The 24,652-nt window shown below is 71.6% G+C and carries 22 protein-coding genes; 11 read left to right on the forward strand and 11 right to left on the reverse strand.

Translation table 11 applies throughout. The annotated features are described in order from the left end of the window. Window positions 1-150 precede the first annotated feature (150 nt). On the forward strand, window positions 151-1,575 hold the full coding sequence (locus tag ACWDCZ_RS00125; RefSeq protein WP_449814843.1) for a CCA tRNA nucleotidyltransferase: 1,425 nt from the start codon (window positions 151-153) through the stop codon (window positions 1,573-1,575). Window positions 1,576-1,674: 99 nt separating this feature from the next. Here the strand turns inward: ACWDCZ_RS00125 and ACWDCZ_RS00130 are convergent, their stop codons facing one another. The 5 genes from ACWDCZ_RS00130 to ACWDCZ_RS00150 form a co-directional block, all read right to left on the reverse strand. Then, complete coding sequence (locus ACWDCZ_RS00130; RefSeq protein ID WP_143204515.1) at window positions 1,675-2,691, reverse strand: LppU/SCO3897 family protein; 1,017 nt, start codon at window positions 2,689-2,691, stop codon at window positions 1,675-1,677. Between the two features lie 32 nt (window positions 2,692-2,723). After that, entirely contained in the window at window positions 2,724-3,410 is a 687-nt protein-coding gene (locus ACWDCZ_RS00135; RefSeq protein ID WP_449814803.1) for an LppU/SCO3897 family protein, read from the reverse strand. Between the two features lie 108 nt (window positions 3,411-3,518). Further along, window positions 3,519-4,778 carry an MFS transporter gene (locus tag ACWDCZ_RS00140; protein ID WP_049651121.1) on the reverse strand — a complete coding sequence of 420 codons (1,260 nt, stop codon included), beginning with the start codon at window positions 4,776-4,778 and terminating at the stop codon, window positions 3,519-3,521. Window positions 4,779-5,030: 252 nt separating this feature from the next. Next, a complete protein-coding gene (locus ACWDCZ_RS00145) occupies window positions 5,031-6,113 on the reverse strand; it encodes an inositol-3-phosphate synthase (RefSeq protein WP_049651119.1) in 1,083 nt (360 codons plus the stop codon). Window positions 6,114-6,239: 126 nt separating this feature from the next. Continuing rightward, window positions 6,240-6,938: a PadR family transcriptional regulator gene (locus tag ACWDCZ_RS00150; RefSeq protein WP_449814804.1), complete on the reverse strand. Its 699-nt coding sequence runs from the start codon at window positions 6,936-6,938 to the stop codon at window positions 6,240-6,242. A 518-nt stretch (window positions 6,939-7,456) separates the two neighbouring features. Between ACWDCZ_RS00150 and ACWDCZ_RS00155 the strand changes: the two genes are divergently transcribed. Together ACWDCZ_RS00155 and ACWDCZ_RS00160 are read left to right on the forward strand one after the other, a co-directional pair. Then, window positions 7,457-9,943 (forward strand): transglycosylase domain-containing protein, encoded by a 2,487-nt coding sequence (locus ACWDCZ_RS00155; protein WP_449814805.1) that lies wholly within the window; start codon window positions 7,457-7,459, stop codon window positions 9,941-9,943. 169 nt (window positions 9,944-10,112) lie between these two features. After that, window positions 10,113-11,690, forward strand: coding sequence for a glycosyltransferase family 87 protein (locus tag ACWDCZ_RS00160; RefSeq protein ID WP_049651115.1), 1,578 nt, complete (start codon window positions 10,113-10,115; stop codon window positions 11,688-11,690). A gap of 40 nt (window positions 11,691-11,730) precedes the next feature. On the opposite strand, the gene ACWDCZ_RS00165 is transcribed toward ACWDCZ_RS00160, so the two are convergent. From ACWDCZ_RS00165 to ACWDCZ_RS00175, 3 genes are all read right to left on the reverse strand, one after another. After that, the gene (locus tag ACWDCZ_RS00165; protein ID WP_049651114.1) at window positions 11,731-12,765 is read right to left on the reverse strand and encodes an alanine racemase; all 1,035 of its coding nucleotides are present in this window, start codon (window positions 12,763-12,765) and stop codon (window positions 11,731-11,733) included. A 13-nt stretch (window positions 12,766-12,778) separates the two neighbouring features. Further along, window positions 12,779-13,897 carry a lipid II:glycine glycyltransferase FemX gene (locus ACWDCZ_RS00170; protein WP_074001890.1) on the reverse strand — a complete coding sequence of 373 codons (1,119 nt, stop codon included), beginning with the start codon at window positions 13,895-13,897 and terminating at the stop codon, window positions 12,779-12,781. 224 nt (window positions 13,898-14,121) lie between these two features. Beyond that, window positions 14,122-14,421: a hypothetical protein gene (locus ACWDCZ_RS00175; protein ID WP_074001889.1), complete on the reverse strand. Its 300-nt coding sequence runs from the start codon at window positions 14,419-14,421 to the stop codon at window positions 14,122-14,124. A 321-nt stretch (window positions 14,422-14,742) separates the two neighbouring features. Here ACWDCZ_RS00175 and rpsF point away from each other — a divergent pair, with 321 nt between their 5' ends. The 4 genes from rpsF to rplI all read left to right on the forward strand — a co-directional run bounded on the left by rpsF (window position 14,743) and on the right by rplI (window position 16,527). Next, window positions 14,743-15,033, forward strand: coding sequence for a 30S ribosomal protein S6 (gene rpsF / locus ACWDCZ_RS00180; protein WP_049651111.1), 291 nt, complete (start codon window positions 14,743-14,745; stop codon window positions 15,031-15,033). Window positions 15,034-15,129: 96 nt separating this feature from the next. After that, the gene (locus ACWDCZ_RS00185; protein ID WP_049651110.1) at window positions 15,130-15,747 is read left to right on the forward strand and encodes a single-stranded DNA-binding protein; all 618 of its coding nucleotides are present in this window, start codon (window positions 15,130-15,132) and stop codon (window positions 15,745-15,747) included. Between the two features lie 79 nt (window positions 15,748-15,826). Continuing rightward, entirely contained in the window at window positions 15,827-16,063 is a 237-nt protein-coding gene (gene rpsR / locus ACWDCZ_RS00190; protein ID WP_030059640.1) for a 30S ribosomal protein S18, read from the forward strand. A gap of 17 nt (window positions 16,064-16,080) precedes the next feature. After that, entirely contained in the window at window positions 16,081-16,527 is a 447-nt protein-coding gene (rplI, locus tag ACWDCZ_RS00195; RefSeq protein WP_049651109.1) for a 50S ribosomal protein L9, read from the forward strand. Window positions 16,528-16,610: 83 nt separating this feature from the next. On the opposite strand, the gene ACWDCZ_RS00200 is transcribed toward rplI, so the two are convergent. Further along, the gene (locus ACWDCZ_RS00200; RefSeq protein WP_449814806.1) at window positions 16,611-17,957 is read right to left on the reverse strand and encodes an MATE family efflux transporter; all 1,347 of its coding nucleotides are present in this window, start codon (window positions 17,955-17,957) and stop codon (window positions 16,611-16,613) included. A gap of 451 nt (window positions 17,958-18,408) precedes the next feature. On the opposite strand from ACWDCZ_RS00200, the gene dnaB reads away from it, so the two are divergent. Continuing rightward, window positions 18,409-20,013 (forward strand): replicative DNA helicase, encoded by a 1,605-nt coding sequence (dnaB, locus tag ACWDCZ_RS00205; RefSeq protein ID WP_079271991.1) that lies wholly within the window; start codon window positions 18,409-18,411, stop codon window positions 20,011-20,013. Window positions 20,014-20,035: 22 nt separating this feature from the next. Here dnaB and manA read toward each other — a convergent pair whose 3' ends face one another. Then, window positions 20,036-21,214, reverse strand: coding sequence for a mannose-6-phosphate isomerase, class I (manA, locus tag ACWDCZ_RS00210; RefSeq protein ID WP_449814807.1), 1,179 nt, complete (start codon window positions 21,212-21,214; stop codon window positions 20,036-20,038). Window positions 21,215-21,550: 336 nt separating this feature from the next. Here manA and ACWDCZ_RS00215 point away from each other — a divergent pair, with 336 nt between their 5' ends. Next, complete coding sequence (locus tag ACWDCZ_RS00215) at window positions 21,551-22,318, forward strand: polyprenol monophosphomannose synthase (RefSeq protein ID WP_074001887.1); 768 nt, start codon at window positions 21,551-21,553, stop codon at window positions 22,316-22,318. A gap of 96 nt (window positions 22,319-22,414) precedes the next feature. Here the strand turns inward: ACWDCZ_RS00215 and ACWDCZ_RS00220 are convergent, their stop codons facing one another. Beyond that, window positions 22,415-22,822: a winged helix-turn-helix transcriptional regulator gene (locus tag ACWDCZ_RS00220; protein ID WP_449814808.1), complete on the reverse strand. Its 408-nt coding sequence runs from the start codon at window positions 22,820-22,822 to the stop codon at window positions 22,415-22,417. Between the two features lie 107 nt (window positions 22,823-22,929). On the opposite strand from ACWDCZ_RS00220, the gene ACWDCZ_RS00225 reads away from it, so the two are divergent. Together ACWDCZ_RS00225 and ACWDCZ_RS00230 are read left to right on the forward strand one after the other, a co-directional pair. Continuing rightward, window positions 22,930-23,577 (forward strand): FMN-dependent NADH-azoreductase, encoded by a 648-nt coding sequence (locus ACWDCZ_RS00225; RefSeq protein WP_049651105.1) that lies wholly within the window; start codon window positions 22,930-22,932, stop codon window positions 23,575-23,577. A 109-nt stretch (window positions 23,578-23,686) separates the two neighbouring features. Next, window positions 23,687-24,646, forward strand: coding sequence for an MBL fold metallo-hydrolase (locus tag ACWDCZ_RS00230; protein WP_049651104.1), 960 nt, complete (start codon window positions 23,687-23,689; stop codon window positions 24,644-24,646). Window positions 24,647-24,652 lie beyond the last annotated feature (6 nt).

A 24,652-nucleotide genomic window follows, 5' to 3' on the forward strand; every position in this document is an offset into this window, starting at 1 on the left:
GGCGCAGTGTTGCGGGCTGTGGGGTGAGACGCCCAGAACGCGCGGGCGGTTGACCTGTCGGGGCACGTACCCTTGTGAGCCGTGTCCACTGCCAATGAGCCCACCGCGCGCACCGACCGTTCCAGCACCGACGTCCAGGTCGTCCCAGGGCTGAGCGAGGCCCAGACGCTCGGCCTCCAAGAGCTGCTGCGGGTGTCGCCGGTCGCCGACGAGATCGCCCGCCGGTTCCAGGCGGCCGGTCACCGGCTGGCGCTGGTCGGCGGGTCCGTCCGGGACGCGCTGCTCGGCCGGCTCGGCAACGACCTGGACTTCACCACCGACGCCCGTCCGCAGCAGGTGCTCAAGCTGGTCAAGGGCTGGGCGGACGCGGTCTGGGACGTCGGCATCGCCTTCGGCACGGTCGGCGCCCGCAAGGACACCCCCGAGGGCTCCTTCCTGATCGAGATCACCACCTACCGCTCCGAGGCGTACGACCGCACCTCGCGCAAGCCCGAGGTCAGCTACGGCGACACCATCGGGGAGGACCTGGTCCGCCGGGACTTCACGGTCAACGCGATGGCCGTCGACCTGCCCGGCCGCGGCTTCGTCGACCCGCACCACGGCCTGGAGGACCTGGAGGCCCGGGTGCTGCGCACCCCCGCCACCCCCGAGGAGTCCTTCTCCGACGACCCGCTGCGGATGATGCGGGCCGCCCGCTTCGCCGCCCAGCTGGACTTCGACCCGGCGCCCGAGGTGGTCGCCGCGATGACCGCGATGGCCGAGCGGCTCACCATCGTCTCCGCCGAGCGGATCCAGGCCGAGCTGAACAAGCTGCTGCTGGCCAAGCACCCGGTGAAGGGCCTGCGGCTGCTGGTCGACACCGGCCTGGCCGGGTACGTGCTGCCGGAGCTGCCCGCGCTGCGGCTGGAGCGGGACGAGCACCACCGGCACAAGGACGTCTACGAGCACTCGCTGACCGTCCTGGAGCAGGCCATCGACCTGGAGCAGGACGGCCCGGACCTCACCCTGCGGCTGGCCGCGCTGCTGCACGACATCGGCAAGCCGCGCACCCGCCGCTTCGAGTCGGACGGCCGGGTCTCCTTCCACCACCACGAGATGGTCGGCGCCAAGATGACCCGCAAGCGGATGCGCGAGCTCAAGTACTCCAAGGAGCTCACCGAGGACGTCTCGCGCCTGGTCGAGCTGCACCTGCGCTTCCACGGCTACGGCGGCGGCGAGTGGACCGACTCCGCGGTGCGCCGCTACATCACCGACGCCGGGCCGCTGCTGGAGCGCCTGCACAAGCTGACCCGCTCCGACTGCACCACCCGCAACAAGAAGAAGGCGGCCGCGCTCTCCCGCACCTACGACGGCCTGGAGACCCGGATCGGCGAGCTGAAGGAGCAGGAGCAGCTGGACGCCGTCCGCCCGGCGCTGGACGGCAACCAGATCATGGAGCTGCTCGGCCTCAAGCCCGGCCCGCAGGTCGGCAAGGCGTACAAGCACATGCTCGAACTCCGGCTGGAGCACGGCCCGATGGAGCACGACGAGGCGGTCGGGGCGCTGCGGGCCTGGTGGGCCGAGCAGCAGGGCTGAGCCCGGCTCCGGACGGCGCGACGGCGCCACGGGAGCTCCGGGTACGACGAGAGGGGTGGCCCCGGCCGAGCGCCGGGGCCACCCCTCCTCCGTACCGGGCTACTTGATCTGCTTCATGCAGAGCACGTAGTCCAGGGCCGGGAAGCTCGGGTGCTTGCTGGTGTACCAGCTGTCCGACTTCGGCTGCTTCTCGCAGGACTTCTCGTCGGAGGTGGCGAGGTACTTGTAGACGACCTTGTACTGCGCCTTGGCGTCGGTGCAGGGCACCACGGTGATCTTCGGGTGGGTGTCGTTGGTCTGGTTGGTGCCGTTCGCGTTGTACAGGCAGTCGCCGACCCCGGCCGCGTCCACCTTGCTGTCCGAGTCGGTCGGGGTGCTGACCGGCGGGAGGGTGAGCGTCGGCGCCGGCAGCGTGTAGGTCGGCGAGGGGATGACCGGCGGCGGCGTGGGCGAGAGGGTCAGCCGGGTCGGGGTCGGCGTCGGGTCGGCGGCCGGGTCGGTCTTCCCGGGGCCGAGCACGCCGGTGGCGGCCAGGGTCACCGCGGCCACCAGCGAGACCGGCACCAGCAGCATCGCGATGTGCGGCCGGCTGGTCAGCGGGACGCCCGGGTTCAGCTGCGGGCCGTGGCTGCCCGGGACGGGCGGCTGCAGCCGCTTGAACTTGTTGTGCGGGCCGAGGTTCAGCAGCAGCGTGATCGGGGTCAGCAGCCAGGACACCAGGCTCCACCAGCCCTGGACCAGCGTCCGGGCCGACATGTCGCGCACCGTCGCCGTTCCGCAGGTGCGGCAGAACGGGCCGGTCATCCGCAGCATCCGGTAGGCGATGATCAGGCCCTGGTGGCCGCGGACGGTGGCGTTGACCGCGGGGTAGCCGCCGCAGAACCGGCAGGTGGTCCCGTCCATCGGGGGCGGCGGCGGGTACCCGTAGCCGTAACCGCCGGGCGGGGGCTGGACGCCGTACGGCTGCTCGGGCGGCGGCGGCGCGCTCGGGTAGCCGTACCCGGGCGGCGGCGGCGGGGGCGGCGGCGGGGCGCCGTAGGAACCGCCGGAGGCGTACGGGTTGCCGTCGCCCGGTGGCGGGCCGTACGGCATCTGGGGCGGAGGCGGAACGGACAAGGGGTCCCCCGGGAAAGGAAGGGCGGAAGAGTTCAGGACTTCTTCACCGGCGGGACGCCGGTGGTGGCGGGCGCCAGCGGGCCGAGGCAGAGCACGTACCGCTTCTTGTTCCAGCGGCGGCCGCTCTTGCCCGAGACGGCGCTCGTGGTCTGCGGCGTCTGCTGGCAGCGGGTCACGTCCGTGGTGCCCTCGAACTTCGACAGCACTCGGTAATTCGCTTTGGTGTCAGTGCACTTGACGATCTCGACGTCTCGGGAGCCGCTGGCGTGCACACAGTCGCCGGCCTTGGCGCTGCTGACGCTCGGCCCGGCCACGAAGTAGCCCACCGCCAGCGCCAGGCAGCCGCCGACCACCCCGACGATCCGCAGCTTGGAGCGGATGCCGCGCTTGGCGGCCGGCGCGGGCTGCACCGGCGGCGCGGGCTGCGGGTAGCCGTACGGTCCGGAGGGCGGCTGCTGCCCGTACGGCCCGGGGGCCGGCTGCCCGTACGGCTGCTGTCCGTACGGCTGCTGCCCGTACGGCGGTTGGCCGTTCGGCTGCTGCCCGTAGGCGGGCGGCGGGCCGAAGCCGGGCGGGGGCGGCGGCGCGGGCTGTCCGTAGGCCGGCGGCGGCCCGTACGGCGCGGCCGGCGGGGGGACGGGTGCCCCGTACGGCGGTGCTGCGGGCGGGCCCACCGGGGCCGACGAGGGCGGCCCGTACGGATTGGGCGGTGTGCTCATCAGTTCGTCCCCCGAGACAGAGTTCTGTCGCTACGACAGGTTCGAGTACCTTAGCGAGTCGGTCGGACGCCGTCGGCCCCGAGCCCCGCGGGTTTCCAGGAGGCCTGGTCAGCGGGGGAGGGGACTCCGGCGGGCGGAGCGCAGGTAGAGGACCGCCGTCAGCGCGTATACCCCGGCGACCCCGAGCACCACCGCGACCGAGCGGCCGGACAGCGGCAGCACCAGCGCGGTGACCAGGGCGGCGGCCACGAAGGCGACGTTGAACAGCACGTCGTAGATGGCGAAGACCCGGCCGCGGTACTCGTCCTCGACCGACTCCTGGACCGCCGTGTCGGCGCAGATCTTGGTGCCCTGGGTGACCACCCCGAGCAGCAGGGCGGCGAGCAGGCAGGGCACCAGGGTGAAGCTCAGGCCCAGCGCCGGGACGAAGACCACCGGGGCGACCAGGCAGGCCGTCATCCACCCGGCCAGGCCCAGCCGACGAGTGCACCAGGGGCTGACCAGCGCGGCGACGAAGAACCCGGCGGCGGACAGGCCGACCGCCTGGCCGAGGGTGACCAGCCCAGCCGCGCTGTCGGTCGGGTCGTTGAAGGTGTACCGGGCGAGCATCACCACCACCACGATCAGCACGCCGTAGCAGAACCGGGCCGCGGTGACGGCGGCCAGCGCGTGCACGGCGGGCCGGCAGTCCCGGACCAGGTGGCGCACCGCGGCGCCGAGTTCGACGGCGGCCCGGACCAGCGCCTGGCCGAGCCCCGGGCGGTCCCGGTGCTGCTCCGGGCCGAGCAGGTCGCGGTCCATCCGCCGGGCGGCCAGCGCGGCCGACAGGTAGAGCAGTGCGGCGACCGTGACCAGGGCGGCGTCGGCCTTCGGCCCGGGGGCCATCAGCTGGTGCAGCGCGAAGCCGATGCCCCCGCCGGAGGCGGCGGCGACCGTCCCGAGGGTGGGGGAGAGGGCGTTGGCGGTGACCAGCTGGTCCTGCTCCACCACCCGGGGCAGGGCGGCGGACAGGCCGGCCAGGATGAACCGGTTGAGCGCGGTGACCAGCAGGGCCGAGGCGAAGAACAGCCAGGTCGGGGCCTGTGCCAGCAGCAGCGCGCCGGTGCCCAGGCCCAGTCCGAAGCGGGCCAGGTTGCCGAAGTAGAGCACCTGGCGGCGGCGCCAGCGGTCCAGCAGCACACCGGCGAACGGGCCGATCACCGAGAACGGCAGCAGCATCACGGCCAGCACCGAGGCGATGTCGGCGGGGGAGGACTGCTTCTCGGGGGAGAAGACCACGTACGCGGCGAGCGAGACCTGGAAGACGCCGTCCGAGAGCTGGGAGAGCACCCGGGCGGTCAGCAGCCGCCGGAAGTCGCGGCCCTTCATCAGGTCGAGGAGCGTGGCGCGGTGCGCGGACTGGTGGGTGCTGCCGTTCTCGGTGATCGCCACCCGCCCAGAGTGCCATGGAACCGGCCGCTGTTTCACGTGAAACATTGGCCGCGAGAACGTGAAGGGCCCGCGATCCGGAGACCACGGGCCCTTCCTGCGAGCTGGCGGCGCTCAGCGCTCAGCGCTGAACAGTCGCGAACTTCGCTGCGCTCAGCGCTCAGCGCTCAACAGTCGCGAACCTCGCTGCGCTCAGCGCTCGACCTCGCCGCGGATGAACTTCTCGACGTTCTCGCGGGCCTCGTCGTCGAAGTACTGCACCGGCGGGGACTTCATGAAGTACGAGGAGGCCGACAGGATCGGGCCGCCGATGCCGCGGTCCTTGGCGATCTTCGCGGCGCGCACGGCGTCGATGATGACACCGGCGGAGTTCGGGGAGTCCCAGACCTCGAGCTTGTACTCCAGGTTCAGCGGGACGTCGCCGAACGCGCGACCCTCGAGGCGGACGTACGCCCACTTGCGGTCGTCCAGCCACGCCACGTAGTCCGAGGGACCGATGTGGACGTTCTTGGCGCCCAGCTCGCGGTCGCGGATCTGTGAGGTGACGGCCTGGGTCTTGGAGATCTTCTTGGACTCCAGGCGCTCGCGCTCGAGCATGTTCTTGAAGTCCATGTTGCCGCCGACGTTCAGCTGCATGGTGCGCTCGAGGATGACACCGCGGTCCTCGAACAGCTTGGCCATCACGCGGTGCGTGATGGTCGCGCCGACCTGGGACTTGATGTCGTCACCGACGATCGGCACGCCGGCCTCGGTGAACTTGTCCGCCCACTCCTTGGTGCCCGCGATGAACACCGGCAGGGCGTTCACGAAGGCGACCTTGGCGTCGATGGCGCACTGGGCGTAGAACTTGGCCGCGTCCTCGGAACCGACGGGCAGGTAGCAGACGAGGACGTCGACCTGCTGGTCCTTGAGGACCTGGACGACGTCGACCGGCGCCTCGTCCGACTCCTCGATGGTCTCCAGGTAGTACTTGCCCAGGCCGTCGAGGGTGTGGCCGCGCTGGACGGTCACGCCGGTCGGCGGCACGTCGCAGATCTTGATGGTGTTGTTCTCGCTGTTGCCGATGGCGTCGGCCAGGTCGAAGCCGACCTTCTTGGCGTCGACGTCGAAGGCGGCGACGAACTCCACGTCGCGGACGTGGTACTCACCGAACTGGACGTGCATCAGCCCGGGGACCTTGCCGGCCGGGTCGGCGTCCTTGTAGTACTCGACACCCTGCACCAGCGACGCGGCGCAGTTGCCCACGCCCACGATGGCTACGCGAACCGAACCCATTCCGGTTGCTCCCTGTGATCTCATGAGGCCCGCCGGGGTAGGCGGAACTCGTCCTGCTTCTTCGATGACTGCGTGCACGGGCGCGAGGCGCCCATTCCTGCCGCGCGGCACAGGGCTGGCGCGGTGTCAGCGCTCCTGGGCGGAGCGCCCCGGGCGGTCGTACGGTGGCCCGGACGGGTCCGGGGACCCGGTCTCCTGGCCACGGCCGTCCGAAGTCTTGCGGGGTCCGGCGGCGCTGCCGCCGGCGTCGGGGCCGGTCTTTCCGGTGCGGTTGGACCGCTCGGTCTCGATCAGCTCGTTGAGCCAGCGGACCTCGCGCTCCACCGACTCCAGTCCGTGCCGCTGGAGTTCGACGGTGTAGTCGTCGAACCGCTCGCGGGCGCGGGCCAGCGAGTTGCGCATCCGCTCCAGCCGCTCCTCCAGCCGGCTGCGGCGCCCCTCCAGGACGCGCATCCGCACGGCCCGGTCGGTCTGGCCGAAGAAGGCGAAGTGCACGCCGAAGTGCTCGTCCTCCCAGGCGTCCGGGCCGGAGTCGGCGAGCAGCTCCTCGAAGCGCTGCTTCCCTTCGCCGGAGAGCCGGTAGACGATCTTGGACCGCTTGCCGTTGAGCGCGGTGGCCGGGACGTACTCGACGTCGGGGTTGTCCTCGACCAGGAAGCCCTGGGCGACCAGGCTCTTCAGGCAGGGGTAGAGCGTCCCGTAGGAGAGCGCCCGGAACGTCCCGAGCAGGATGTTCAGCCGCTTGCGCAGCTCGTAGCCGTGCATCGGGGCGTCGTGGAGCAGCCCGAGGACGGCGAACTCCAGCACTCCTGAGCGCCTGCCCACTGTCGCCGCCCTCCTCCCGCTCGGTGTCCGATCGGCCGCTGCATCCGGCGGTATACCGCTTCGATGTATCGGCTCGATATATCGAGAACAGTAAACCCGACCCCCGGAACGGGCAAGAGGGGCGCGCGTGAATGTGATCACAAGCCGACGCGCGGCTGGTGTTGGCAACGGGCTTGTAATGATCTGTTGCCGTTTTGCGGGCATTGGCAACTGATGTCCGATTAGTTGTATATCCGTGCTGCGTACGCTGTCGCGTGTGCACGAGGACCACCTCCGGGATCAGGGCGGTTGGCGGGCATCGGACGTGAACCCTGCCTTCAGGCTGGAAACGCCTGGCGAGGAGTGGCTGGAAGATGAGCGAGCGACGGCGAAGGACGCCCAACCCGGGCGGTGAGGGGCAGCAGCCCCCGGGAGGCGGTGGCCGTCAGGGCGAGGGGCCGGGACCCGACGAGCTGCGCTCGGACGGCGCCGGTCGGCGACGCCCCTCGGGGGTCAGGGAGACCGCACAGCAGCCCCGGATGACCCGTGCGGAGATGCGCAAGGCCGCCCAGAAGAAGGGCGCCAAGGGGGGTGGCCGGCGCGGTGACGCCGCGGCCGCCTCCGCCGCCGCGGCCGCCGGCCCCGGCAAGAAGCGCTTCATCGACTACCCGCGGTTCGGCAAGACCGGCGTCCGGCGCTGGCTGCCGTCCTGGAAGCAGTGGCTGAGCGCCTTCGTACTGGTCTTCGGCTGCTTCGTGGGCCTGGTGTTCTACCTGTACCAGACCACCGAGGTCCCCAAGCTGAACGATCTGGTGAAGGACCAGAACACGATCTACTACTGGGCCGACAACACGGAGATGACCCGCAAGGGCCAGACCAACCGTCAGATCGTCGAGCTCAAGGACATCAGTCCGCACCTCCAGGACGCCGTCATCGCCGCGGAGAACAAGAGCTTCAAGACCGACAGCGGCATCGACCCCAAGGGCATGCTCCGCGCGGTCTGGAACATGGCGAAGGGCGGTGAGACCCAGGGCGCCTCGACGATCACCCAGCAGTACGTGAAGAACGCCTACCTGAGCCAGGAGCAGACCCTCAGCCGCAAGGTGAGGGAGTTCTTCATCACGCTGAAGATCAACCAGGAGAAGGAGAAGCCGGAGATCCTCACCGGCTACCTGAACACCAGCTGGTTCGGCCGCGGTGCGAACGGTGCCCAGGCGGCCGCCCAGGCGTACTACGGGGTGGACGCCAAGGACCTCAACGTCTGTCAGAGCGCCATGCTGGCCGGTCTGCTCAAGGGTGCGGCGTACTACGACCCCACCAACCCGGCCAACAAGGACCGGGCCCAGGGCCGGTGGAACTGGATCCTGGACCAGATGGTGGACACCAAGGCCATCACCCCGGAGGAGCGCGCCAAGTGCACCGCGTTCCCGGACCCGATCACGCAGAAGCCCAACTCCAACATGAACGGTGAGATCAGCTACCTGGTCGACACCGCCAACAAGTACGTGATGGCCACCGACAAGACGATCACCCAGCAGATGATCGACCGGGGCGGCCTGAAGATCTACACCACCTTCGAGAAGGACAAGGTCGACGCGCTGAAGAGCGCCGTCGACGCCGTCAAGGCGGAGAACCTCAACCCGCAGAAGCGGCCGGACAACGACACCAACATCCAGTTCGGCTCCGCCAGCATCCGCCCCGGCGACGGCGCGATCGTCGCCCTCTACGGCGGCGACGGCGTGGAGAACGGCCACTTCGACAACAACGCCGACGCCACCGGCGTCCAGGTCGGCTCGACCTTCAAGCCCTTCGTGCTGGCCACCGCGATGCAGACCGGCGTGCAGACCGCGAAGGACGACAAGGGCAAGCCGAAGCGGATCAACGCCGACAGCCGCTACCTGGCCGACGACATGTCCGAGATCCGCAAGGCGGACGGCTCGCTGGTGATCGGCGACGACGGCAAGCCCTACCGGCAGAAGAACGAGGACGCCGGCAAGCGCGGCTACGTCTCGCTGCGGATGGCCATGCAGTACTCGTACAACGTGCCCTTCGTCCAGCTGAACCAGGACGTCGGCGGCCAGAACGTGGCCGACATCGCGGTGCAGATGGGCATCAAGAAGGAGAGCCTCGCCGACCCGAAGACGGCGACCTTCCCGCTCGGCACCTCCACCATCAGCCCGATCCGGATGGCCACCGCCTACGGCACCCTGGCGGCCAGCGGCAAGGAGGCCGAGCCGTACTCGGTCACCAAGGTCGAGGTGAGCGGCGTGGAGCGGCCGGGCTTCGGCAAGAAGGAGCCCAAGGTCGCGCTGGAGCCGGCCGTCGCCGACAACGTCACCGACACGCTGGTGAACGTGGCGGTGAACGGTACCGGTAAGAAGACGAAGGACCTGGGCCGCCCGGTGGCCGGCAAGACCGGTACCACCGACCAGAACAAGTCGGCCTGGTGGGTCGGTTACACCCCGCAGCTGGCGACCAGCGTCGCGATGTGGCGCGAGGACCCGACCAAGCACGAGCGGCAGTCGCTCAACGGCACCGGCGGCAAGGAGTCCATCCACGGTGGTGACATCCCGACCGATGTCTTCACCCGGTACATGAAGGCCGCACTGGCCAACGAGAAGAAGATGGACTTCCCGACCCCGCAGCCGGTCGGCACCGAGGTCGACTCCTCCGGCGCGCCGTCCACGGCCAGCGCGACGACGACCCCGACCACGACCGACAGCCCGACGGCCCCGCCGGCCGCCCAGACGCAGGCGCCGCAGCCGCCCGTGCAGCCGCAGCCCACCCAGACCTGCGTGCCCGGTGTGGACTGCCCCGGCGACCAGCCGACCCCCTCGCACACCAGGCCGAACCCGGGCAACAGCTGTCTGCCGGTGATCGGCTGCCCGACGCAGCCGCCGGGACCGACGGACACCACGCCGCCGGGCGGCGGCAACGGTGGCGGTGGCGGACGCCCGACCGGCGGCGGCAAGCCGACGCCGAGCAGCACGGGCGGTCTCCAGGGCGGCGGGGCGGCCGGGCAGTAGCCCCGGCCGGGCGGAACCCGGAACCCGGAACCACGGCGGTGGCGGTCCTCCTCGGAGGGCCGCCACCGCCGTTTCCGTCGCGGCCGCCGCGCCCGCCGGCGGCGCAGAGGTACAGACCGTTGCGGGGTCCTCCTCGTCCCGGCGGGACGGGTGCGGCAGGATGTCCGGCATGACGTCGAGCGATCGTGACGAAACCGCCGGGCCGGACGGGTCCGGCGCCGCCGCAGGGCCCCTCCCGGCAGCCGTCGCCACGGCCGCGCCGCCGGCCAACACCGTGGTCGTGCCGGCCGACGAGGACCCGGTGGCGGCGGCCGGCAGCGAGGTGTTCGGCGGGCCCCCGGGCCGCCGGGCGCTGCTCGGCGTCTCCTGGTGGGTCCCGGCGCGCTTCCTGGCGCTCGCGGTGATCGTGGTGTCGGTGCTCGGGATGGTGCAGAAACTGCCCTGCTACGAGCAGGCCTGGTTCCAGCCGGGCTCGCCGCAGTACATCCACGCCTGCTACAGCGACATCCCGCACCTGTTCTCCGGACGCGGCTTCGCGGCCGGGCTGCACCCGTACGTGGACCGCGTCCCGGGCTCCTCGGGGGACCTCCAGTACCTGGAGTACCCGGTGCTGACCGGCCTGTTCATGCAGGTCGCGGCCTGGCTGACGCCCGGCGGCGGGGACCAGCAGAGCCAGGAGCAGTGGTTCTGGGCGATCAACGCCGGGATGCTGATGGCCTGCGCGGTGGTCGCCGCGGTGGCGCTCTCCCGCACCCACCGGCGCCGTCCGTGGGACGCGCTGCTGTTCGCGCTCGCCCCCGTCCTGCTGCTCAACGGCACCGTCAACTGGGACCTGCTCGCGGTCGCCCTGGCCGCCGTGGCGATGGCCTGGTGGAGCGGTGCCCGACCGGGCTGGGCCGGTGTCTTCATCGGCCTGGCCACCGCGGCCAAGCTCTACCCGCTGCTGCTGATCGGCCCGCTGCTGGTGCTCTGCTGGCGGGCCGGCCGGTGGCGCGAGTTCCGGGTGATGCTGGGCGGCGCGGTCGGCTCCTGGCTGGTGGTCAACCTGCCGATCATGCTGGCCAACTGGCGGGGCTGGTCGACCTTCTACGTGTTCAGCAAGCACCGCGGCGAGGACTACGGCTCGTTCTGGCTGATCCTGATGCAGCGCCGGGGCGCCGGGCTGGCCGACCTCGACGTCTACATCGGCGTGCTGATGGTGCTGGGCTGCCTGGCCATAGCGTGGCTCGGCTTCTCGGCCCCGCGCCGGCCGCGCTTCGCCCAGCTGGCCTTCCTGGTGGTCGCGCTGTTCGTGCTGGTCAACAAGGTGTACTCGCCGCAGTACGCGCTCTGGCTGCTGCCGCTCGCGGTGCTGGCCCGGCCGCGCTGGCGGGACTTCCTGGTCTGGCAGGCCTGCGAGGTGCTCTACACCCTGGGCATCTGGTCCCACCTGGGCCTGGTCACCGGCTCCAAGCAGCACGGGATCGGCGAGGGCTGGTACCACTTCGCGATCGGGCTGCACCTGCTGGGCACGCTGTACCTGGTCGCCCTGGTGGTCCGCGACGTCCTCCACCCGGACCGCGACCCGGTCCGCTGGGACGGCAGCGACGACCCCTCCGGCGGGGTGCTGGACCACGCCCCGGACGTGTCCGTGCTGGGCACCGCCCGCCGGCTGCGCGAGGAGGAGAGCTACGCCGGGTACGCGCCGGCCGGCCCCGAGCAGTGGCTCAACGAGCCCGAGCTGCCGGAGCCGGCCGAAAAGGCCTAGCCGGTCGGAAAGGCCTGGCGGGTCGGAAAGGCCTGGCGGGTCAGCGGTCCACCACGCGGTCGAAGTGCGTGGTGGTGTGCCGGACCTGGAGACCGAGCTCCTCGCCGATCGCCGGGGGCTTGGTCTCCCCGTCCAGGAAGAGCAGCGAGACCTGCATGTGCGGCGGCTCGGCGAACCACAGCTGCTTGCCGGCCCAGTGGAACGGCGACTTGGTCTTGTTGACGGTCGCCAGGCCGGCCCGGGCGATGCCCTTGGCCCGCGCCCCCATGCTCTGGAGGTACTTGGGCGCCTCCAGGCCGATGCCGTGCGCGGTGCCGCCGGCGACCACCAGGATGTGGCCGTCGGAGGGCGCCGGGTGCTGGCGGTAGCCGTAGCGGTCGCCCTTCTGCAGCGGGGTGACGTCCAGGACGGTGGCCCGGACCTCCAGTGCGGCGTGGTCGCCGAGCCAGAGCCGGGTGCCGATCCGGGCGCGGAAGACCGTCTCCGGGTAGCGCTGGGCCAGCTGGTCCATGCCGGCCGCGCCGAGGTGGCTGACGAACACGGTGTGCACCGGGATGCCGGCCGCCCGGGCGGTGTCCACCCAGTACGCGACCTCCTCGATCGGGCTGGAGCCGTCCGGCCGGTCCATCGGCAGGTGCAGCGCCAGGCCCTCGAAGGCGACGCCCTCCAGCTCGTTGGCGACGGTGCGCAGGTCGGCCGCGCTCACGCCGTGCCGGCGCATGGTGGTCATGCATTCCAGCACCACCCGGGCACCGTGCAGCGAGCGCAGCGCCTCCACGCTGGCCACCGTCCGGATCACCCGGGCGTGCGGCAGTGGGAGCACCTCCTCGCCGACCCGGTACGGGGTGAGCACCAGCAGCTCGCCGCCGTACCACTCGGCGGCGTCGGCCGCCTCGTACGCGGTACCGACGGCGAGCACCCCGGTGCCCAGCAGCGTCGCCTCCTCGGCCAGCCGGTGGTTGCCCAGGCCGTAGCCGTTCCCCTTGGCGACGGGCACCAGGCCGGGGAACTCGGCGAGGACGGAGCGCTGGTGGGTGCGCCAGCGTTCGGTCTCGAGGTAGAGCGACAGCGTCATCGGGTCAGCCTCCTCAGCGGCGGGACATGTAGAGGTCGAGGGCCTTGTGCAGCAGCTTGTTGAGCGGGAAGTCCCACTCGCCGAGGTACTCGGCCGCCTGGCCGCCGGTGCCGACCTTGAACTGGATCAGGCCGAACAGGTGGTCGTTCTCGTCCAGGGTGTCACTGATGCCGCGCAGGTCGTACACCCCGCCGCCGAGGGCGTAGGAGTCGCGCATCATCCGCCACTGGATGGCGTTGGACGGCTTGACCTCGCGCTTGTGGTTGGCCGAGGCGCCGTAGGAGTACCAGACGTGCTCGCCGACCACCAGCATCGTGGTGGCGGCCAGCGGCTCGCCCTCGTGGTAGGCGATGTAGAGCCGCATGCGGTTCGGGTCCTCGGCCACCAGGGCCTTCCACATCCGCTGGAAGTAGGCCAGCGGGCGCGGGGTGAACTTGTCGCGCTCGGCGGTGACCAGGTAGAGCTGGTGGAAGATCGGCAGGTCGTCGTAGCCGCCCTGGTAGACCTCGACGCCGCTCTTCTCGGCCTTCTTGATGTTGCGGCGCCAGAGCTGGTTGAAGTTCTTGTGGATGTCGTCCAGCGAGCGGTTGGCCAGCGGCACCTGGAAGACGTAGCGGGGCTGGACGTCGCCGAAGCCGGCGCCGCCGTCCTCGCCCTGCAGCCAGCCGGCCTTGCGCAGCCGGTCGGCCACCTCGAAGGCGCGGGCCTCGTACCAGTCGGCCTCGACGTCGCGCAGGCGCTTGGCCTGCTTGCCGGCGATGGCCTCCTTGATGGTGGGGGCGTTCCAGCGGCGGATGACGATCGGCGGGCCCATCTTCACCGAGAACGCGCCCTGCGACTTGAGGTGCGCCAGCATCGGGGAGAGCCAGCGGTCGAGGTCGCGGTCGAACCAGTCGATGACCGGTCCCTCGGGCAGGTAGGCGAGGTAGCGCTTGAGCTTGGGCAGCTGGCGGTAGAGGACCAGGCCGGCGCCGACGAGCTGGTCGGTCTCGTCGAACCAGCCGATCGACTCGGAGCGCCACTCGGCCTTCACGTCGCCCCACGACGGCACCTGCATGTGGCTGGCCGAGGCGCGGCTCCTGATGAAGGCGAGGTGCTCCTCGCGGGTGATCGTCCTCAGGCGCAGGCTCATGTGCTCGGTGCTCCTCGTCGTCGGGCTGCGGTGGCCCAGGTTCTCGGGCTGACCTTATCGTCCGGGGTCCGGGCGCCCGTCGCTGCGGGCACGGCGGCGCCCCCGTCGGGTACCTGTCTCCTCTGCAGATACGCGACGGGGGCGGCGAGGGTTCCGGGCGGGGCCTGTGGGCTCGGTCCCAGCGGTGCGGTCCGGGGGCGTGCGAGGGGGCGCGGGGGCCCGGTTCAGCCCCAGAGACCGCCGCGGGCGATGCCGAGGTAGAAGCCGATCGCGGCGGCGCCGAGTGTGATCATCAGGACGAAGCGCTCGGCGGTGGTGACCGAGACGAACATGCCCCACAGGCCCGTGACGATGCCGAACAGGCCGGTCCACGAGGTCAGCAGGTGCAGGTTGTGGAAGAACGAGGTGGTGAAGGCGATCACGCCCAGCACGGCGGTGACGCCCACCAGGGCGTTCTCGCGGGGGTGCGGGTGGCCGTCGGTGTTCAGGGTGAGGGCGGGCATGCGGTGGACGGACTGTGCCATGGGTCCCACCTCCTGGCGTGGAGACGAACGGGCAGGAATCCCGTTCCGTCCAGATTGCGGCGCTTGGGCCGCTCTCACAACCCCTATGCGTTTTGTTCGGCCGTCCGGGTGCAGGTAGGCTGTGCCGTCTGCACTGGTGTAGTTGTGCCCCCTCTGCACCCTCTACCGGGTGGGATCCGCCTCCGGGCGGAGCGGGGGCCGATTGTCCGACCCGGCCGCTACGGTGGGCCGGAGTCGTCACTGCTCCGGTGCCGACGCTACGCACAACCCTCCTGCCACGGAGAGACCGTGGCCGCTGAGTCCAAAGGAGGTGGGTTACTCATGCGTCACTACGAGCTGATGGTCATCCTCGACCCCTCGGTCGAGGAGCGCGCTGTCTCCCCCCTGATCGAGAACTTCCTCACCGTCGTCCGCAACGCGGGTGGCAAGGTGGAGAAGGTCGACACCTGGGGTCGCCGCCGTCTGGCTTACGAGATCAACAAGCAGTCCGAGGGCATCTACTCGGTCATCGACCTCAAGGCCACGCCTGAGGTCGTCAAGGAGCTCGACCGCCAGCTGGGCCTGAGCGAGTCGGTTCTGCGGACCAAGGTCCTGCGCCCGGACACCCACTGAGCCACCTCTGAGGCCTTCGGGTCTCGGGTAGCTCGCGTCCGCTGTTTCACGTGAAACAGCGGTGAACGGACATCTTCCCGAGAGGTCATCACCACCATGGCAGGCGAGACCGTCATCACCCTCGTCGGCAATCTCGTCGACGACCCCGAGCTGCGCTTCACCCCGTCGGGTGCGGCGGTCGCGAAGTTCCGCATCGCGTCCACCCCCCGCACCTTCGACCGTCAGACGAACGAGTGGAAGGACGGCGAGAGCCTCTTCCTCACGTGCAACGTCTGGCGGCAGCCGGCGGAGAACGTGGCCGAGTCGCTGCAGCGCGGCATGCGCGTCATCGTGCAGGGCCGACTGCGCCAGCGGTCTTACGAGACCAAGGAAGGCGAGAAGCGGACGGTCTTCGAGGTCGAGGTCGACGAGGTCGGTCCGAGCCTGCGCTCGGCGACCGCCAAGGTCACCCGGGCCAACCGGTCCGGCGCCCCCGGTGGCGGCTTCGGCGGCCAGCAGGGTGGCGGCCAGGGCGGCGGCGGCAGCTGGGGTGGAAACTCCGGCGGCGGCGGCCAGCAGGGCGGCGGCAGCTGGGGTGGAAACTCCGGCGGCGGCCAGTCCGGCCCCTCCGACGACCCCTGGGCCTCCAGCGCCCCGTCCGGTGGAAACCAGGGCGGCGGCTGGGGTGCCCCGGCCGGCGGCGGTGGCGGCTACTCGGAAGAGCCCCCGTTCTAAGAGCTGACAGATTTCGTGCGGCCCGGCCGTCGGCGTCCCCGGACGCCCGCCGGGCCGTGAACCCCAAATGGAGCACACAATGGCGAAGCCGCCTGCTCGCAAGCCGAAGAAGAAGGTTTGCGTCTTCTGCAAGGACAAGGTCAACTACGTTGACTACAAGGACACGAACCTGCTGCGGAAGTACATCTCCGACCGCGGCAAGATCCGTGCCCGTCGGGTGACCGGCAACTGCACCCAGCACCAGCGTGACGTCGCCACGGCCGTGAAGAACAGCCGTGAGATGGCGCTGCTGCCCTACACCAGCACCGCGCGCTAAGAGAGGGTGACCAAGTAATGAAGATCATCCTCACTCACGAGGTGCCGGGTCTCGGCTCCGCCGGCGAGGTCGTCGAGGTCAAGGACGGCTACGCCCGCAACTACCTGGTCCCGCGTGGCTTCGCCATCCGCTGGACCAAGGGTGGTCAGAAGGACGTCGACGCCATCCGTCGCGCCCGGAAGATCCACGAGATCCAGACCCTCGAGGCCGCCACCGCGGTCAAGGGTCAGCTCGAGGGCGTCCAGGTCAAGCTGGCCGTCCGCTCGGGCGACGCCGGCCGTCTGTTCGGCTCGGTGACCCAGGCCGACGTCGTCGAGGCCATCAAGGCCGCCGGCGGCCCGGCCGTGGACAAGCGCGCCGTCGCGATCGCCTCGCCGATCAAGACCGTGGGCTCCCACAAGGTCTCGGTCAAGCTGCACTCGGACGTCGTGGCCAACCTCGACGTCGCCGTCGTGGCTGCCTGAGCTCCGTAGAGCACAAGGCCTGAGGGCCGGACTCCTCCGGGAGTCCGGCCCTCGGTCTTTTCCGGCCCGGTTCTCTTCGGGTCTCAGCCGCGCACCGCTCCGGTGACCAGCCACTTGCCGCCGCGGGCGCGCCAGACCAGGAAGCCGGCCCGCAGCAGCATGAACAGGTTCATCGCCCACCAGAGCCCGGCCAGTCCGGTGCCGGTGGCCGGCACCGCCAGGGCCACGGGGACGAACACCGCCAGGGTGGCGAGCCCGGCCCAGGCCAGGTAGCGGCCGTCCCCGGCGCCCATCAGCACGCCGTCCAGCACGAAGACCGGGCCGGCCACCGGCTGGGTGAGCGCGAGCAGCAGCAGGGCGGTGTCCAGCTGGGCCCGGACGGCCGGATCGGGTGTGAAGAGCGGGACGTACAGCGGGCGGGCGACCACCACCAGCAGGCCGAGCACCAGCCCGGAAACGACGCCCCACTCGACCATCCGCCGGGTGGCGGCCCTGGCGCCGGGGACGTCCGAGGCGCCCAGGTAGCGGCCGATGATGGCCTGGCCGGCGATCGCGATCGCGTCCAGCGCGAAGGCCAGGAAGTTGAACAGCGCCATGGTGATCTGGTGGGCGGCGACCTGGTCGTCGCCGAGCCGGGCGGCGACCGCGGTGGCGGTCATCAGCACCGCGCGCAGGCTGATCGTCCGGACCAGCAGCGGGCCGCCGGCCCTGGCACTGGCCCGGATGCCCGCGGTGTCCGGCCGCAGCGAGGCCCCTTCCCGGCGGGCGCCGCGGACCACCACGACCAGGTAGGCGGCGGCCATCCCGGTCTGGGCGAGCACGGTGCCCCAGGCCGAGCCGGCCACCCCGAGCCCGGCGCCGTACACCAGGCCGGCGTTCAGGCCGATGTTGGCGGCGAAGCCCGCGACGGCCACCACCAGCGGCGTGCGGGTGTCCTGGAGGCCGCGCAGCACCCCGGTGGCGGCCAGCACCATGAGCATCGCCGGGATGCCCAGCGAGCTGATCCGCAGGTACGTCACCGCGTGCGGCGCGGCGGTCGCCGAGGCGCCCAGCGCGTCGGCCGCCCAGGGCGCCAGCACCAGGGTGAGGAGGACCACCGGGACGGCCAGGCCCAGGGCGAGCCAGATGCCGTCGATGCCCTGCTGCACGGCGCCCCGGCGGTCCCCGGCGCCGATCCGGCGGGCGACCGCCGCGGTGGTGGCGTAGGCGAGGAAGACGAACACGCCGGTCGCGGTGGAGAGCGCGGCGGAGGCGACGCCCACCCCGGCCAGCTGGGGGGTGCCGAGGTGGCCGACGATCGCCGAGTCGGCCATCAGGAAGAGCGGTTCGGCGACGAGCGCGCCGAAGGCCGGGACGGCCAGGGCGAGGATCTCCCGGTCGTGCCGGCGTCGCGAGGGCTTCGGGGCCGGGGTCGGGGGCGAGGCGGTCATGGGCTCCAGGCTACTCATCCACAGGTAATGGATGTAAGGGCCTAGTGACTATTACTCGAAATCTTGAGCGGCGCGGTTCGTCCGCTCTGCGCCCACAGCCGTTCGGAGGTGTGTGAAGAATTTCTCATGCACAGGACCGGGAAGAGGTAATCCCAGGTCAACAGGTTGACGGTGGATCGATTGTTCGGTTATCCACAGGGACGTCCACAGGGGTGTCCACAGCTTTGCGGCAGTTCTCCACAGGACGGGGCCGGTCATCCACACCCCCTGTGGATAACCGCCTTGGCGCAACGGCGTCCGGCGCCTTAGCGTGGGCCCTCCGCCCGACACTCCCGCCGCCCCGGCGTCCGTTTTGTCGGGACCGTGGCGTACAAAGAGGAGCGGCTCCGCTCCACCCAGCCACCGGCAAGCCCGCTCCACCTTCGCACCACTCGCTGATCGGGGAACACGCGTGACCGGCCCCCAGTACGACGACCACGACGCCCCGCCGCCGGAGGAGGACTGGCAGCCCGCCGAGGACCCCTTCCCGGCCGGCGCCTTCGACGACGCCCCCTTCCCGGACGGCCCGGGGGACCGGCTGCCGGTCTCGCGCGGCCGTGGCCAGGGCGGTCAGGGCGGTGGCCGTGACGGCCAGAAGGGCGGCTTCCAGAAGGGCGGCAAGGGCGACCGGAAGGACGGCGGCTGGCAGCGCCGGGACGAGGGCGGTGGCGACGGGGGCGGGGGCGTGGACGGCTTCGAGCGCGTCCCGCCGCAGGACCTGGACGCCGAGAAGTCCGTCCTCGGCGGCATGCTGCTCTCCAAGGACGCCATCGCCGACGTGGTCGAGGTGCTCAAGCCGGTCGACTACTACCGGCCCGCGCACGAGATGGTCCACGGCGCGATCCTCGACCTCTACGCCCGCGGCGAGCCGGCCGACCCGATCACCGTGGCCGGCGAGCTGACCAAGCGCGGCGAGCTCCAGCGCGTCGGCGGCGCCTCCTACCTGCACACCCTGGTCAACTCCGTCCCGACCGCGGCCAACGCCGAGTACTACGCCCAGATCGTGCACGAGCGCGCGGTGCTGCGCCGGCTGGTCGAGGCGGGCACCCGGATCGCCGGCATGGGCTACGCGGCCGAGGGCGACGTGGACGAGATCGTCAACGCCGCCCAGGCGGAGATCTACGCCGTCACCGAGCAGCGCACCAACGAGGACTACGCCCCGCTCTCCGACATCATGGAGGGCGCCCTCGACGAGATCGAGGCGATCGGCTCCCGCAACGGCGAGATGTCCGGCGTCCCCACCGGCTTCGCCGACTTCGACCAGCTCACCAACGGCCTCCACCCCGGCCAGATGATCGTCATCGCGGCCCGTCCCGCGATGGGCAAGTCCACCCTGGCGCTGGACTTCGCCCGGGCCTGCTCGATCCACCACAAGCTGCCGAGCGTGATCTTCTCGCTCGAAATGGGCCGCAACGAGATCGCCATGCGCCTGCTCTCCGCCGAGGCCCGGGTGGCGCTGCACCACATGCGCTCCGGGAACATGACGGACGACGACTGGACGCGGGTGGCCCGCCGGATGCCCGACGTCAGCGAGGCGCCGCTGTTCATCGACGACTCGCCGAACCTGTCGATGATGGAGATCCGCGCCAAGTGCCGCCGGCTGAAGCAGCGCAACGACATCAAGCTGGTCGTCATCGACTACCTCCAGCTGATGCAGTCCGGCGGCTCCCGGCGGGCCGAGAACCGCCAGCAGGAGGTCTCGGACATGTCCCGTAACCTCAAGCTGCTGGCCAAGGAGCTGGAAGTCCCGGTCATCGCGCTGTCCCAGCTGAACCGTGGTCCCGAGCAGCGCACCGACAAGCGGCCGATGGTCTCGGACCTCCGCGAGTCCGGCTCGATCGAGCAGGACGCCGACATGGTCATCCTGCTGCACCGCGAGGACGCCTACGAGAAGGAGTCCCCGCGCGCGGGCGAGGCCGACCTGATCGTCGCCAAGCACCGTAACGGTCCGACCGCGACGATCACGGTGGCCTTCCAGGGCCACTACTCGCGCTTCGTCGACATGACCCGGGACTGAGCCCGGGCCCCGACCGGAGCGGTCAGACGGTGACGGTGGCGCGGAAGAGCGTGCCGCCGGTGCCGGAGAGGCGGGTCGGGGTGCCGGTGGCGGGGAGGAAGGCGGCCTGGCCGCGGGCCAGGTCCAGGACGGTGCCGTCGGCGGCGGTCAGCCGGGTGGCGCCCTCGGTGCAGAGCAGGATCTGCGGGGTGCGGCCGTCGATCTCGCGCCCGGTGCCGTCCAGGACGAAGCGGGAGAGCCGGAACTCGTCGATCGGGACGGGGTAGAGCTCCTCGCCCGGGGTGCCCTCGACCGGGGCCGGCTCCAGCGGCTCGGGGGCGCCGGCCTCGAAGACCACGACCTTCAGCAGCTCCGGCACGTCGATGTGCTTGGGGGTGAGGCCGGCCCGCAGCACGTTGTCGGAGTTGGCCTGGAGCTCGACGCAGACGCCGGACAGGTAGCCGTGCGGGACCCCGGCGCCCAGGTAGAGCGCCTGGCCGGCCCGCAGCCGGACGTGGTTGAGCAGCATGCCGGCGACCACGCCGCGGTCGTCCGGGAAGTCCTCGGCGATCCGGGCGTACGGGGCGTACTCCCCGTCCGGGTCGGTCGCCGCCAGCACCTCGACGGTCCGCCGGACGGTCTCCGGGTCCAGCGCGAGGGCGGCGGTCAGGGCGCCGCGCAGCGCCTCGGAGTCGTCCTCGGCGGCCAGCCGCCCGATCACCGGGGCGAGCCCGGGGACCCCGAGCCCGGTCAGCAGCCGGGCCGCGTCGGTGGGCCGCCGGAAGCCGCACAGGCCGTCGAAGTCGCCCAGCGCGCAGACCATTTCGGGCTTGTGGTTGGCGTCCCGGTAGTTGCGCTCGGGGGCGTCCAGGGGGATCCCGAGGGCGTTCTCGGCGGCGAAGCCGGCCCGGGCCTGGTCGAGCGTGGGGTGGGCCTGGATGGACAGCGGGATGCCCGCGGCCAGGACCTTGAAGAGGAACGGCAGGGTCGGGCCGAACCTGGCCACGCTCGCGGCGCCCAGCTCGCCCTCGGGGTCGGCCGCGATCAGCTCGTCCAGCCGGCGCGGGCCCTCGCCGCGGTCGGCTCGGGACGGGGCGCCGGGGTGGGCGCCCATCCACAGCTCGGCCTGCGGTTCACCGGTCGGCCGCTGCCCGAGCAGCTCGGGCAGGGCGGTGAGCGACCCCCAGGCGTACGGGCGGACGGTGTTGACGAGCCTGTCCATGCGCGCGGTCCTACTCCTTCGCAGTCTGGGCGGCCCCGGATGTCCCGAGTCCGGATCGCCGGGGCGGGCCCGGCGGTGCGGGCGGTCCGGGCACGGGCAAGGGAAACGACCCTAGCCGAACGGTGTCACCCACGGGGAAACGGTGGCCACCGGGTGGGAGTGCCACGGCCGGACCTGCGGTTCCCGGCGCGGTAGTAGGATGCCAGGACGCAGTAGCCTCCGCCCTGCGCGCAGTTCGCCACCGAGGTCCTCCCGGCGGGCTGCCGGCGGAGCCGCGTTCCAGAGTGCGGGCGCCGGTGTTCCGAGACCCCCCGTCATCGGCCGAGAGGTTTGTACGTGACCGTGAACCAGCAGAGTTTTGCTGATCTCGGCAAGGTCCTGGTGATCATCCCGACCTACAACGAGGCGGAGAACGTCGAGCGGATCGTCGGCCGGGTCCGTGCCGCCGTCCCCGAGGCGCACGTCCTGGTCGCCGACGACAACAGCCCCGACGGCACCGGCGAGCTGGCCGACAAGCTGGCCGTCGAGGACGAGCACGTCCACGTCATGCACCGCAAGGGCAAGGAGGGCCTCGGGGCCGCCTACCTCGCGGGCTTCCGCTGGGGCATCGACAACGGCTACGACGTCCTGGTCGAGATGGACGCGGACGGCTCGCACCAGCCCGAGGAGCTGGACCGGCTGCTGGGCGCGCTGCGCGGCGCCGACCTGGTGCTGGGCTCGCGCTGGGTGCCGGGCGGCCGGGTGGTGAACTGGCCGAAGTCCCGGCTGCTGCTCTCGCGCGGCGGCTCGACCTACTCGCGGCTGATGCTGGGCGTGCCGATCCGGGACGTCACCGGCGGCTACCGGGCGTTCCGCAAGGAGACCCTGCTGGGCCTGGGCATGGACGAGGTCGCCTCGGCCGGGTACTGCTTCCAGGTCGACCTGGCCTGGCGCACGGTGAAGGCCGGGTTCAAGGTCGCCGAGGTGCCGATCACCTTCGTCGAGCGCGAGCTGGGGGCGTCCAAGATGAGCCGCGGCATCGTGGTCGAGGCGCTGTGGCGGGTGACCACCTGGGGTGTCACCGACCGGCTGGCCAAGCTGCGCGGGGCCACCGCGAAGCGCTGACCGACCGAACCGTTCCTGGCCGAAGGGCCCGTCCACCGAACCGGTGGACGGGCCCTTCCGCATGTCCGGGGGAGGTGCGCCGGGCGCCCGGGGGGCTCAGCAGCCGCTCCTGAGCACGCCCTCCGGCAGGTGGCGGTCGGCCCAGACCGCCAGTTCGGTGAGCGCGGGCTTGAGCGCGAAGCCGGCCTCGGTGAGCCGGTAGCTGACCCGCAGCGGCGGGCCGGCGTCGACCTCGCGGACGACCAGCCCGGCCTCGGCCAGCTCGGTCAGCCGGTCGGAGAGCATCCGCTCGCTGATGCCCGGGACGGCGCGGCGCAGCTCGGAGAAGTACGCGGGGCCGCCGTTGGTGAGGACGCCCAGCAGCATGCCGGTCCAGCGCTTGCCGAGCAGGGTGAACACCCGGGTGAGGGCCAGGTCGACGTTGCGGCACGGGCCGGGGCCCTCGGCGCCGCACGCGTCGGTGGCGATCGGGACTCCGTCGGTCACTGCCTCGTGCTCGGCCATGGGTCCAGCCTACTCGAACCCCTACTAGTGACTGTAGAAAAGTAAGCTGCTACCGTAATTGCAGTCGCAGCGAAATCAGCAGCTACTTATTATCTGGAGGCACTGCCATGCCCACGCTCCTGCACCTCGACTCCTCCGCGATCGCCGACGGCTCCGTCTCCCGCGAGGTCACCGCCGCCTTCCGCGCCGCCTGGCAGGCCGAGCACCCCGAGGGCACGGTGATCTACCGGGACCTCGCCGCCGACCCCCTCCCGCACCTCGACGTGCACGGCATCAGCGCCGGATTCGCCCCCGCCGAGGCCCACAGCGCCGAGCAGGCCGCCGCCTTCGCGCTGCGCGAGCAGGTGATGGCCGAGCTGGAGCAGGCCGACGCCGTGCTGATCGGCAGCCCGATGTACAACTTCACGATCCCGTCGACCCTCAAGACCTGGCTGGACCACGTGATCCTGGTCGGCCGCACCGCCGGCGAGACGCCCTCCGCCAAGGGCACCCCGGTCACCGTGGTCGCCTCCCGCGGCGGCTCGTACGCGCCCGGCGCCCCGCGCGAGCCGTTCGAGTTCGTCACCACCTACCTGGAGAAGGTGCTGACCGGCATGCTCGGGCTGGAGGTCGACTTCATCGTCCCGGAGTTCACCCTGGCGGCCGCCGTCCCGGCGATGGCCGACTTCGTCCCGAAGGCCGTCGAGTCCAAGGCCCAGGCCCTGGAGCAGGCCGCCCGCCGGGCCAAGGAAGCGGCCGCCCGAGCCGCGGTGTGACGTGCACCGGAGGCGCGCCCCACCGGGCGCGCCTTCCGCGCAATCGGCCGTCGGTGCTCCCATGCTGTAGGGCGCAGGGAATCCGACCGCCGACCAGAGGGAGCAGCCCGTGACGACGTCCCCGTCCGAGGAGAGCGCCGGCGCGGAGCGTGCCCAGGCCCGGCCGGCCGCGGGCGCGGTGCCGCCCGAGCCCGGGCAGCCGGCCCGGCCGCTGGAGGTCGCCGTCTTCACCGGCCCCGAGTCGGCCTTCTTCGCCACCTCGACACTGATCCTCGGCGAGCGGACCGCGATCCTGGTGGACGCCCAGCTGACCCGCAGCGCCGGGCGCGAGCTGGCCGAGTGGGTCGCCGGCAAGGGCAGACGCCTGCTCGCCGTCGTCGTCACCCACCAGCACCCGGACCACTACTTCGGCGCCGAGGAGGTGCTGCGGCTCTTCCCCGACGCGCAGCTGCTGGCCGCCCCAGCCGTGGTCGAGGGCATCCGGCGCACCGTCGCCGCCAAGGTCGCGCAGTGGAAGCCGGTGTACGGCGACGACATCCCGGACCACCCGCTGATCCCCGCCCCGCTGCTGCCGCAGCCGCTGATGCTGGACCGCCAGGTGATCCCCGTGCTGCTGCTCGGCCAGGCCGACTGCGGGGACTCCACGGTCGTCCACGTGCCGAGCATCCGCACCGTGATCGCCGGGGACTTCGTCCACAACGGCACCCACGTCTGGACCGCCGACACCACCCCGGCCCAGCGCACCACCTGGGGGCACAACCTCGGCCGGATCGCCGACCTCGGCGCGGACCGGGTGATCGCCGGCCACCGGGCCCCGGACCAGGGCGACGACGCCGCCCGGGTGCTGGCCTTCACCGGCGAGTACCTCCAGGACTTCGACCGGCTGCTGGCCGAGCACCCGGACGACCCGGAGGCGCTGGTCACGGCGATGAACGAGCGGTACGGGGAGCTGACCCTGCCGTCCTTCCTGCAGCTGGGCGCGGCGGCCAACACCGCCCGCGCGGCCGGGGCCGAGGCAGCGGGGGAGGACCGGGAGTCCGAGGAGGACGGCGGACCCGAGCAGGCGTAGGGCGGA

Source organism: Kitasatospora sp. NPDC001225 (genome assembly GCF_053597855.1).